This is a genomic window from Mesorhizobium sp. WSM4850 (assembly GCF_055811735.1).
This window is the reverse complement of record NZ_JBVVPV010000005.1, coordinates 135,024-147,339: the sequence shown is the minus strand read 5'-3', so window position 1 is coordinate 147,339 and position 12,316 is coordinate 135,024. Positions and strand designations below refer to the sequence as shown.

Below are 12,316 nucleotides of genomic sequence, written 5' to 3'. Positions count from 1 at the left end.
TCGTGGCGGGCCGATTGCCTTCGCCGGGAAGCCATGACCAGCACGACCTCGCCATCCCCAAAGAAAATCCAGCCGCAGCTCCGGTCCGTCCGGCTAAGCGATGCGGAGGCGCTTTGCGCTATCTTCAACATGCCGGGCTTCCGCTGGGGCACGCTCAGGATGCCCTTCGAGATGGTGGAGCAGGTGGAGCGGCGCATCGCCAAGTCCGGCCAGGAAACCACCTGGATCGTTGCCGAGTTGGACGGCAAGGTCGTCGGCCATGGCAGCCTGGTCGTGCAGGGTTCGCCGCGCCGTTCGCATATCGGCGAGATCAATATCGGGCTTGACGATGCCTTTGTCGGCAAGGGTATCGGCTCTGCCATACTTGGCGCGCTGCTTGACGTGGCCGACAACTGGCGCGCCCTGAAGCGGGTCGAATTGACCGTCTATGCCGACAACGAACCGGCCATCCGTCTCTACACAAGACACGGCTTCAAGGTCGAAGGCCGACATGTGAAGGCCGGTTTTACCGACGGCCAGTACCATGACCTCCTGAGCATGGCCCGGCTGCGGTTCTGAGATCCGCTATTTGGCCTGTCAATTTCGTCTCACACCATTTTGATCAGAGTTGACAGTCCATGTGTGGGCCGGTCGCATCCAGCAAGTCTGGTCTCCCTTGGCGTTTGCCCGGCAAGCGGCTAGACGGGACCAATGACCGCCGTCTTTGACCCATCCCCTACGCCTCCGGCGGAAATTCTGGCAGTGCTGTCGCTGCTCTGCCCGGAAGTCGTGCGCGACATCGAGCAGAACTGGAATGCACCGGTTTCCGACTACGCCCGCCATCTGTGGCGGCCGGTGGCAAGGCCTGCATCGGGCCCGGCGATCGCTGCCCGCTCGATCCTGCGCGAAGTCCTGCATCAGCGCCTTGGTGTGATCATGCAGCCCGAAGAGATCGGCAAGGTCCTCGACGAGTTCGAGTCCAGACCGGTGATTCAGACCGGCCTGCACTGCCTGCTTCTGATGGACCGGATCACCTTCGATGCCCTCCTGCTTGCCTGGCTCGGCGCGGTCGAAAACGGGCTGTCGGCCTTCTTCAGCTTCATGGGAACGACGATGACCATGGAGACAATTGGCCGGGAGGGGCCGGGATGGCTCGATGTCGGTGACGACAAGGTCAACCTGTTTGGCATGGGGCGCCACAAACTGTGCCGCAAAAGCGCCTGCGTGGCCGGTCCCGTCACCCTCAACAAGCGCGCGCTCGAAGCGGTGGGCGACGAAACGGATGCCAGCCGCTGGCTGGGCACACTGCTTGCCAGCCAGGACGAGGTGTTTGGAACCGCCGCCGATGCGCTGACAGCCCTCAACGAGGATCTGGTCGCCGATTGGGATCGTTCCGGCATGGCCCAGCCGGTTTTCATCGATGATCGGCTCGCCGCGGCTGCCATGGCGCGGCATCTGGAAAATGACGGCAGCCTTGTTTCCAGGCTGCTCCTTGAGCCCGCAAGGCGCCAGCGTCTCGAACGTGCCTTGCAAGCAGCCGCTTCGAGCCCATTTGGCAGGTTCCTGCCCAATGCCACGGCCTATTTCTGGGGTATCCGCGAGGAGCGCGTGCGCAAGCTCGTCCTCGAGAACGGGCACCTGATCGAGCCTGGCAGGCCGCATGGTCTTTCCATCCCGTTCGAGCGGCCGCATCTCAGGCAGGCGCTGCTGGACGGCGTGCTGCTGCCGAACTTGTTCCTGATGTTCCTCGTCCTGGCCATATTGCCGCGCGTGCGGGTTGTGGGCGGCCTGAGACAGATTGGTTATGTAGCGCTTTTCCACTCGATCCTGCTGGCTGCGCTAGATGAAAACGCGCCGGAAGAGCGCGATCTGGCTGCGGAGCTGCAGGTTCGGGAAAATGCCTGGGGCATGCGGGTCATCGACGAAAAGATCTCGGTCCGCGAGCAGCTTGCCGGTCTGCCGGAAGGGGCGCTCTTCCCGGACCTGCTCCGGCAATACCGTTTGCGGACGTTTGCCGAGGCGACCGACGACCTGAAGCTGGTTCGCGAAAACGCCCGATGGCGCAAGATCGGCCAGGCAGAGATCAAGGTGAACTGAGCCTACTTCAGGTTGATTTTCTGGTGCGCAACCGCAAGCGACGGCGATCTATCGGTGAGCCTCTGGCGTCTGATCCGGCCGCTTCCTTGACGCTGATGCATTTCGGGATTTCGACGACGGTTTCCGCCTCGATCGGCAGCGCTATGCCACCGGACCCACACGGATCGCTCGATGCCCATTTGCGCTGCCGCTTGCTGGTCGACGGCTATCGGTTCATTCTTGTGAACCTTGGCCGTGAAGTGCGTAGCGAGAGCACGCCGTCACGGCCCCTAGTGAGGTCTTGTTCGATGGACTGCTCGGGCTGCGGTTTCGAGGTTGAGGGCGGTTACGCTTTCTGTCCGAGGTGTGGCAGGCGCCAGCCCGTGCCATGCGCCAGTTGCGGCTACCGCTGCGCACCTGATTTCGAGTTCTGTCCGAAATGTGGGGCAAGCGTCGGGGCGCCCGCAAAAGCCGTCGAACGGCCTGCTCCGACGCCAAGCCGGACCATTGTGCAGCCTTCTCGAACTCCGTCGCTGCTTCCGAACATCGAAAGCGAAGATGGGCTGTATCCCGTCTCTGACGCCGATCGCCGGACGGTAACGGTCCTGTTCGCCGACCTTTGCGGCTTCACGACACTCAGCGAGCAGCTCGACCCCGAGGTCATGCAAGCGCTGCAGAACGAACTGTTCAAGGAATTGACGGCGGCCGTGCGAAACTTTGGTGGTTTCGTCGACAAATTCATCGGCGATGCACTGCTCGCTTTGTTCGGTGCGCCAGTCGCGCATGAGGACGATCCGGAACGTGCGCTTCGCGCCGCTCTCGACATGATCGCCCGGACGGCGCGGCTCGGCGAAAGCACCCGCCACTCCGGCCCGCCTCTGTCACTCCATATCGGCATAAACACTGGTCCGGTCGTCACTGGCGGATTTGGCGTCGGCACGGCCAAATCCTATTCGGTGACCGGCGACACAGTGAATACGGCGCAACGCCTGCAATCGCTGGCCGCACCGGGTGAGGTGCTGGTAGGCGAGCTCACTCACAGGCTGACCCGGCATGCCTTCTCTTACGAGTCGCTGGGTGATGTCGTGCTTCGCGGCAAGGCTGGCAGTGTGCTCGTCCATCGGCTGGATGCACCGCTTGCGGCGCCGCGTGCAGCACGTGGGCTCGAGGTGCTCGGCCTCAGTGCGCCGATGATAGGTCGTGGTGCCGAGCTCAATAGAATGCTGGCCAGCCTTGACCAGGCGTGCGGCGGCTCGGCCCAACTTGTCCGCCTCGTCGGAGAAGCCGGTATCGGGAAATCGCGGCTGGTGAAGGAGTTCGTCGCCCGCGTCGGCGACGAGGATCGTTTTCGCAACGTCGCCGTGCGGCTGGCCACGTGCTCACCGCTGGGCGAACAATCATTTGGCGCCTTGGGCGCAGTGGTGCGCAGCGCTGCCGGGATGATGCAGAACGACAATGGGGACGAAATGCGGGGGAAGCTCGCAGGCTTGCTTGCGAATCTCGGCCTGGAGGGCGAGGAGGCGAAGCGGCTGATGCCTTTGCTCTACCATGTGCTCGGCCTTGGCGACCCCGATGCCACCTTGCAGCATGTCGAGCCCGAGCAGCTGCGGCGGCAAATTCTCTACGCAGTCCGCACAATCATCGAACGGCGGCTTGCGTTGTCGCCGCTGTTGATTGTCGTCGAAGACCTGCACTGGGCCGACGCCGTGTCGCTCGAGGCACTACGTTTCGTGATGGACAGGTTGGAACGGACGCGCTTGATGTTGCTGGTCACGCATCGTCCGGCGCCGGACAACGACCAGCTCGGCTCAAGCCGGGTCAGTCACACAGCGCTCCGGCTTTCGCCGCTCAACAATGATGAAGGTCGCAGCCTGCTGGCGGCGCTTTTCGGCGAAAGCTGGGTAAACTCCGCAGGAGGGCTTCTCGACCAGATCCTCGAGCGCGCGGGTGGCAACCCCCTCTTTGTAGAGGAGATCGTCCGCGGCCTTATCGATCGCGGCGTACTGATGCGCGAGGGCCAGCGATGGCGGACTGCGGCAGGCGAAGTCGCAACCGGCATTCCCGCCACTATCCAGGCGATGTTGCTTGCTCGCGTCGACCGGCTGCCCCAAGAGGTGCGCCGGTTGGCCCAGGAAGCCGCGGTCATCGGCCCGCGCTTCGATGCCACAGTTCTGAAAGCCGTGACGTCCGACCCCGGCCGGCTGGAAGCCGGCTGCGAACTGCTTTGCGATGCGGAAATCATCGAGGAAATTGCCGGATCAGGCTCGGTCTCGTCGCAAAGCTACCGCTTTACGCAAACATTGCTGCAGGATGTGATCTACCAGAACATGCTCCTGCAACGCCGGACCGACATCCACGGGCGGGTCGGTGCTGCCTTGGAGCAATTGTGCGGCGACAAGCCGGAACGGCTCGAGGATTTGACCGTGCTCGGTCATCATTTCGCACAGAGCGCCGAGCGGGAGAGAGGCGCGCATTACCTGCAGGCGGCGGGCGATCGCGCTCGCATGATATACGCCAACGACGACGCACTTCGTTTCTACGAGCGAGCACTGACTGCGTTGAGCGCGATCGGGCAAACACCGCTCAAACTAGAAATTGCAGAGCGCATTGCCGATTTGAGCGGCCCGATGGGCCGCCGCGAGATCGCGCACCGCCACTACGAAACGGTGTTGCAGGCATACCGCGAGTCAGCCAATCGTGTCGCGTCGGCGCGCGTTTTGCGAAAGATGGGTCGGCTGCTCTGGGACGTCGGCAAGCGGGACAAAGCAGAATCCCGCTATGCTGAAGCGGCAGCGCTCCTCGATGGAGCGGATGCCCCGATCGAGCAGGCGCATCTCTGGCAAGAACGTGGCCGACAGGCGTTCCGTAGCGGAGATCACGCTCTCGCGGCAAAATGGGCAGACGCGGCGCTGGATTGCGTACGCTCTCTGACGACGGAGCATGTCTCCGAGGTAAGGTGTGATGCCACCCTTGTGACCGCCGAGGCACTTAATACCAAGGCTGTCGCGCTGGCTCGCCTTGGGCGAAACCGTGAAGCCGTGCGTCAGGTTGAGCGTAGCATTGAATTGGCCGAAGCCGCCGGTCTGCTGGGCGCGGCCTGCCGCGGCTACACCAATCTGGGCGTGCTTTACACGACCATCGATCCGGCACAGGCGATGGAGGTCTGTCGGCGCGGTCTTGAAGTGGCGCGCCATATTGGTGATTTGGGTTTCCAGGCGCGCCTCCTCGCCAATCTGGCGGTCGCTTGTTGTACTTTCACGGATCGCTGTCCAACGGAAGGCGTGCCTGCTGCCGAGAAGGCCATCGAGATCGACCGGGCGCTCGACCAGCGCGAGCACCTGCCGGTGCCGTTGATCGTGCTTGGGCAGATCCACCAGTGCAACGGCCATCCGGAACTAGCGGTTGGCTTGTTCCACGAAGCACTGGACGTAGCCCGCGAAACGGGCGAACCCCAACTGCTGTTTCCGTGCTATGATGGTCTCGCAACGCTCAATCTCGACCTCGACAATCTGGCCGAGGCCGAACGCTACTTTTCCCTGGCGCAGGGTATATGCGCCCAGCACGGGCTCGACCCGGAAGCGCTTGTGGTGCTGCCTTTTCTCGATTAACCGGGGTCGGAGGTTGGAAATGTCCGCGCGTAGCGACTTGGTACCGCTTCAACCGGGCGACCGTGCGCCGAACGTGGTACTCGACGCCATTACCCAGGAAGGCAAGATCGCGCTTGACGACTTTCGCGGACAAAAGCCGGTGCTGGTCGGCCTGTTTCGAGGTCTGCATTGTGCGTTTTGCCGGCGCCATATCGCCGCCCAGGCGCGGCTTGATCCGGAGCTGCGCGAAAAGGGCGTGGAGAGCCTGACGGTGGTCAACACGCCGATCGAACGGGCGCGTCTCTATTTCCGCTACCACCCGATGCCGAATCTGCTTGCGGCCTCCGACCCTGAACGCGCATCACATCGTGCTTTTGGACTGCCCAATCTCGAATTCACCGAAAACGAGACGAACTGGCCGTACACGGTCTCGATGGCAGCGGCAAAGGATATGCGGGTCGACATACCAGGCGAGTTGCCTGGTCCTATGGATCCTATTGCGGCCAGCGAACTCCTCAACAAGAGGGACCATTACGAACTGACCGAAGCCGACGAGCAGATGATCGCAACCGGACACGGACAACTGGTCGGTCAGTTCCTGCTGGACCGGCAGGGGATTGTCCGCTGGAGCTTCACCGAGATTCCAGAGGGTGGGCGATACATGTTTGGGGCGCCAAACCCGCAGGAGCTGATGTCAGCCGTTTCCCAAGTCGCCCAATAGACTAGCGAACGAGGTAAACGGGCGGGACACTGACAAGTTCACCGCTCTTCGAGCACCGCCTCGACCCTGGCAACAAAGTCATCGAGTGAGCGATCCCCGCGAATTTCGATGCGCGGAAGGTCGATGGGATCGCAATCGAGGTCCGCCGGCCCGTGTCTGCCGCCGAAGCCGATCCGATAGCCGCACTCCTTGGCCAGCCGGCCAAGCCGTCGGTCGGTGACAGAGAAGGGTGCCGCGAACGCCGTGGTTGGCCGACCGGTCCACCGTTCGATGAACATGCGAGAGCGCAGGAGCTCGGCGGCCAAGTCAGAACTCGACAGACCATCGATCGCGCGATGCGTCGCCAGATGGCTTCCGAAGAACGCACCTTCGGCGGCGAGACGTCGCACCGTGCCGGCGTCCATAAGCGGCGTCGGCGGGCCGCTGTCGGCGTCCCACAGTGCACTTTCCCCCACCAGGTCCGTCACCAGGAACACTTCCGCGGTCAGGTCGTTGGCCCGCAAGATCGGCCAGGCATGGTCGGCAAAGTTCTGGAAGCCGTCGTCGAAGGTGATGAGCACTGGGCGGCCGGCGACAGGTTGACGGTTGGCGATGAACCGTTCCAGCTGCTCGGACATGATGGCGTGAAAGCCATTGGCGCGCAGCCATGCCATCTGGCCATGGAATGCGGCGGGCGCGAGCCGAAAACGGGCGAGCGCGGCCGGACCTTCGTCGGCGACGCTGTGATACATGAGGACAGGGATACGCTGCCGCCGCTCGCTACGCGCAACGTCGCGGCGCAGGGCCCGCGCCCCGCCCCAGACGATATTTCGCGCGACCCCGATTTCGAGGCGCGCGCGGATTGGCGCATGATCAATCATCGGTTCCGTCGCCGCCTCGTCCGGTGACTGGCGGCGGAAGCGGTCTACGCGATAGAGCTCGGTCTGGATCGATTGATCGAGGACGAGACCTTCGGTCCGTGCCAGCGTCTCTGAGATCGCTTGTGCACCGAATGTGTTCCAGTCGAAGCCGGTCCTTTCAACATTGTCACGTAAGACGAATGCGTGTGCGTTGATGAAACTGCCGCCAGGCGCCAATGCCTCAACGATTTTTTTGGCGAAGCGCCGCAGCTCGGCGAGATCATCCAGATAGTAGAGCACTTCCGAACAGACGATCAGGTCCATCTCACCAGGCAGCGTGTCCGCGCAAAAGTCCAATATGCCGAACTCGACATTCGGCTGATCGCTGCATCGCGCGCGCGCTCGCCCGATAGCTACGGCGGAGATGTCGGTTGCGGTCAAATGGCTCACTCGCGGCGCCAGCTGCCGCGTGAAGTGCCCCTCCGCGGAGGCCAGCTCAAGCGCTCGTCCGATCGGGCCGGCAGGCAGAATTTCGAGCTGCCGCTCATATTTTTCCTGCTCATAGGACGAACCGTAGTTCCAAGGATCCTCGGTCGCGAAATAGCCATTCCAGAACGACGTGCGATCCATGTCGTGCCTGGGCCGTGCGCGGCGCGGCGCCGCAGGAGGCGCCGCAGCTTCGGCGCTCGACCGAACCAGCCTCCGCGCTTCCGCGGCCAACCGCGCGAGTTTGCCAAAGTGGCTGTCCGGATCGGGTCCGCGTTCAGCTGTGGCTGACAATGCCTCGGCTGCGAGCGTGTTTGACGTGTCGGCGCCGGCGGCCTGTTGCGGTACAGGTGATCGTCTCGCAAACCTTGCCGCACTGTCTACAAGCCGCTCAGCGGCCACGACATTCTGGATCAATTCAATCCAATGGCGCCTTGTCACTTTCCCGAGTACGCCGAACTGCACGACAGCCTCGATCTGGCTATCCATCATCAGATAGGCATAAATTTGATCGATTCCTTCCGGAACTTCGATCGAGGTCGGATTTCGAATATCGACGCGAATTCCAAGCGTCCGCGCCAGCCGGCGCGGCGCGGCAAGATCGTCGAAGTCGAGAAGCATTTCCTCAAGGTGATACTGGACGCGGCGACCCGCGACGGGATCGTCCCAGACCTTGCCGAGTTCGGTGATCAACTCGGTGAGGGAGCCGCCGAACCTGTCCCATCTGGCAGCCAATTGCGCTGGCACCGATAGGCTTCCTACCATAAGGCCATCGAAGGCCACCTTGGCGATCTCACGCGCCCACTTACGTCCTGCCGGGAGCGCGCGCAGGGTCTGCGGGCTGATCGAGCGGCGGCCGCTGCCGCAATCCGACGCGGCGTTCCACAACGCGAACCACGCGAGTGCTTCGGAAGCGGTGCGGCCGTTCGTTTCGATCGCACCATTGGCGTGAGCCGATGCTGGCTTTTTGACCCTGGCATCAGGAGAAAAGCCGCGGGCGATCACGATTTCCGCATCGGCCAGCATCTGTGTCGAATTGCGGGTGAGCGAGTTGGGACTGGTCCGATAGAAAGCGAGCGGTTCGTCGACCATCACCCAACGTTTGCCTAGACGTGCCAGGCGCTGCCACAGATCCCAGTCCTCGCAGGTGCGCAACGAAACATCGAAGCCGCCCAACTCGACAATTGTCTTCCGGTCGACGAGCAGCGCGTGAGTGCGGATGGGGCAACGGCGCGCGAATGTTTCGAAGGGCTGGATCGCAACCTCCGTCGGGATGCTCGACGGGGTGAGTTCGCCATCGGGCATCACGCGCCGGGAACCGCAATAGGCGGTGACCGCATCGGGCGCGGCTTCAAGTGCGGCCAGCATTTTCGCAAGGAAGCCGGCGTCCACCCAATCGTCCGCATCCAGGAACATGAGCCAGCGTCCGCGCGCTGTCGAAATCCCGCTATTGCGCGCGCCAGCGGTGCTATACGCAGAAGCGCTCAACGTCCGAAACCGGGCATCGTGCTCCACATAGCCGGCGATGATCGCGGCGGTAGCGTCCGTGGAGACGTCGTCGACGACGATCGCCTCCCAATCCACTATTTCCTGATCGACAAGGCAATCGAGTGCGCGCGGCAGCGTTACCTCCGCGTTGTGCGCAGGAACCACGATTGAAACCAAGGGATTATGCGCCACGCCGTCTTACCCGCGCCTGGTTCGAAGGTAGAACAAGAGTCTCGAAACATAGCCGGCGATTTCCTGCCAAAGGAAACGGTCCTCAGCGACACTGCGTCCAAACATTCTCCTGCGAACGCTTCCGAGCCGCCGCGACGCCGCCATTTGGCTGCAGAGCGAGCTTGCTCCTGTCGTGCTACCGATGTTGGAAGCCGGGCGCAGCATTCGCATCCGTGCCGCCGAGCTTGGGCGCCAGCTGTCGCAGAGGGACGTCAAGGCCAAGCATGCCGCATACTCATGTCGTCGATCCCCGGAGTCGGCGCCATGACCACGAGCTGCGGTCCCTGGCATCGTGCGATAGCTATGGCAACCTGACGTCTTTTGCAATCGGGACGCAATAGATGCAAGCCCACTGAAGCGTTGGTGTGAATGACTGCAGTGATTGGGACTATTGCTCCCCTCCTATCGACCGAAACGCCTCGATTCCGAGGTGCATTCTCGAACAGCCATTCTCCGTGCGAAACAAGACCTTCCTTCTACCGTTGGGCCCGCATCGGAAGCTGATCGTCGCAGTATACAGCCGGGTGCGAGACAGTATGTGCACCGCCAGACCCGCTATTTTAGATACTTCTAATGAATATGCGCTACTTAATTGAGTTCCCAGTAGCTATAAATTGACATTGTATTACTCATTTCTATAGTAGATTGCGTCAAATGGTCGATTAGATTAGCCGGTTATGCCTGCTATCACGAAGAGATGTGCGAGCGACGTAACTCGGAACCCGTTCATTTGCCGCTAGTCAAGAGATGTAAAAGGGACCCACGAATTGGCTTAAGGCAAGAAGATTCCGGCTTGCGAGTCGGCTATTTTGCTGACATGTTTGGGCGTTTTTGAGTTTTGCACTGTGGCAGGTGTTCAAATGAAGGGGCATAAGGATGGCTAAGGAATCTTCGAGTACCGCTTCAGCAAGTAAAGCGGACGAAAATCTGATAGGTAATGCAGATGGAAACGGGCTGGCCTTCATGGGGGTCCAGGCCCGCGAGGCCGGCGTCTCCGGCGACGCTGTAGGTGTCGACAAGATACGTGATCTGCTGTTCGGCAACCAGATGCAGGACTACGACCGCCGTTTTTCCAAGCTTGAAGAACGGTTCTTGCAGCGCTTCAAGGATGTCGAATCCGAGGCCAAGCGCAATCTTGAAATGTACGAGTCGAATGCAAAGAAGCAGGTCGAATCGCTCGCGGCGCAATTGCGGAACGAAAAAGATGCACGAGCCGAGGCCGACAAGGAGATTGACCGGAATCTTCGCGAGCAAAATCAGGCGCTTGAAAAGCAGGTGCGCGCGTTGTCGGATCAATTGAGCGAGCTTGAGCGCGAAGTCGCGGACCGGATAAATCGAAGCGATCAATTGCTGCGTGAGGAAATCAAGCAAAAGAATGAAAGCATTCAGATGCTGATTGAGAAAATGTTTTCCGATCTCAGCAACGTCAAGACCGACCGAAATCTTTTGGCCGGCCTGTTTGTCGAGGTTGCAAAATGTCTAAATCAGGATCCCGTCGGCAGCAAGCACAACTCGGAACGCAACTGGAAAGTGAGTTGATCGGAACTTGACGTCGACCGTCGACCCAATCAGCCTTCCTCAAAGAGCAGCTTCGAACGATCCAGAGATTGATCGCGAGGCTCTGGCTAATCTTTTGGTCGAAATTGCCCGGAACGTCGATCCGGACTATCGTGCGCGTCTCTACGGAGTTCCAACCGCCGATCCTCGCATGGAAACGCTGCGCCAGTTGCTGGTCGGCCGCGAAATTTCGGAGCTTTCACGAGTTGCGCACCTGCTCGACGAACCTGAGCAGCTTGCGTCTGCAGTGGGGGGTGTTCTCCCCAGTGCAGCCGCACGTGCGCCTCATGTGCAACTCGGCGAGGCCCTTGCGCCAGCTGTCGAGAGGGCCGTGCAACGGTCCATCCAGAAGAGCCCGCGTACGCTTACGGATATATTATACCCGGTGTTTCTGCCGGCAATTCGCAAGTCGATCGGGGAAAAGATCGATCAGACCTTTCAGTCGCTGAATGAAACTTTAAGACATATATTTACCTGGCATGGTCTCAAGTGGAGATTTGAAGCTTGGAGAACGGGTGCAAGCTTCTCAGAAGTTGTTCTTAAGCATTCTCTTGTCTATCGCGTAGAGCATGTCTTTCTCATCAATCGCAATTCCGGTATTTTGATAGCGCATGTAACTGCCGATAATGCAACAAGCGAAGATCCTCAACTCATTTCTTCGATGCTTAGTGCTATCCAAGATTTTGTGAAAGACTCATTTAACGAGAAAGAACAGAGCGGCCTGGACACTATCCGTTTCGGGGAGCTTCGTCTTTGGTCGGAAGTTGGACCGTTTGCGACCTTGGTCGCGGTGATCCGGGGAAATCCGCCAGAGGAATTACATGAAATCGTTCGCGATGTGTTGTTTCGCATCCATGATGAATACTCACAGGCTTTAGAGCAGTTTGACGGCGACAGTTCGCAGTTGGCCGGCATAGAGACGCAGTTGCGGACCTGCGTTGAACTGAAGCAGGAGGACTCAAACCAGGGATTTCCGTGGCTGGTGGTGGCTGCAGTCCTGCTGGTTTTGATTCCGGCAGGCGGTTGGTTCTTTCTTTCCTGGCAATCCGGGCAACGCTGGCAGGCCTATGTGTCGCGGCTGAGTGCCCAGCCGGGCATCATCGTTGCCGAACAAAAGATGCGCGATGGCCAATTCTATATTGCCGGCCTGAGAGACCCGCTTGCCGCCGACCCGCAGGCTTTGCTGTCCGGAACGCAGGTCGATCCCGCCCGCGTTCATTCGCAGTGGCAATTCTATCAGAGCCTTGATCCGGAGTTCGTGCTGAAGCGGCTAACGGCGTCGCTGACCCCGCCGAAATCGGTTCGGCTTTCGATCGTCGAGGATCGCATCGTTGCCGAGGGTGAGGCTCCCG

6 protein-coding genes and 1 pseudogene are annotated in these 12,316 nt (G+C 60.7%); 6 read left to right on the top strand and 1 reads right to left on the bottom strand.

The window, feature by feature from the left end; all coding sequences use genetic code 11:
* The first annotated feature begins 33 nt into the window (after positions 1-33).
* From AC0L2Z_RS08735 to AC0L2Z_RS08720, 4 genes are all read left to right on the top strand, one after another.
* A complete protein-coding gene (locus AC0L2Z_RS08735; RefSeq protein ID WP_027154823.1) occupies positions 34-558 on the top strand; it encodes a GNAT family N-acetyltransferase in 525 nt (174 codons plus the stop codon).
* Positions 559-690: 132 nt separating this feature from the next.
* The gene (locus AC0L2Z_RS08730) at positions 691-2,076 is read left to right on the top strand and encodes a hypothetical protein (RefSeq protein ID WP_473627554.1); all 1,386 of its coding nucleotides are present in this window, start codon (positions 691-693) and stop codon (positions 2,074-2,076) included.
* 287 nt (positions 2,077-2,363) lie between these two features.
* A complete protein-coding gene (locus tag AC0L2Z_RS08725; protein ID WP_473627581.1) occupies positions 2,364-5,663 on the top strand; it encodes an ATP-binding protein in 3,300 nt (1,099 codons plus the stop codon).
* Between the two features lie 19 nt (positions 5,664-5,682).
* Positions 5,683-6,363 carry a peroxiredoxin-like family protein gene (locus tag AC0L2Z_RS08720; RefSeq protein ID WP_473627552.1) on the top strand — a complete coding sequence of 227 codons (681 nt, stop codon included), beginning with the start codon at positions 5,683-5,685 and terminating at the stop codon, positions 6,361-6,363.
* A gap of 38 nt (positions 6,364-6,401) precedes the next feature.
* Here AC0L2Z_RS08720 and AC0L2Z_RS08715 read toward each other — a convergent pair whose 3' ends face one another.
* A complete protein-coding gene (locus AC0L2Z_RS08715; protein WP_473627550.1) occupies positions 6,402-9,368 on the bottom strand; it encodes a trifunctional glycosyltransferase/class I SAM-dependent methyltransferase/polysaccharide deacetylase in 2,967 nt (988 codons plus the stop codon).
* A 915-nt stretch (positions 9,369-10,283) separates the two neighbouring features.
* Between AC0L2Z_RS08715 and AC0L2Z_RS08710 the strand changes: the two genes are divergently transcribed.
* Together AC0L2Z_RS08710 and AC0L2Z_RS08705 are read left to right on the top strand one after the other, a co-directional pair.
* Positions 10,284-10,946, top strand: coding sequence for a hypothetical protein (locus tag AC0L2Z_RS08710; protein ID WP_473491005.1), 663 nt, complete (start codon positions 10,284-10,286; stop codon positions 10,944-10,946).
* 7 nt (positions 10,947-10,953) lie between these two features.
* A pseudogene (locus AC0L2Z_RS08705) lies at positions 10,954-12,316 on the top strand (OmpA family protein); the annotation flags it as partial.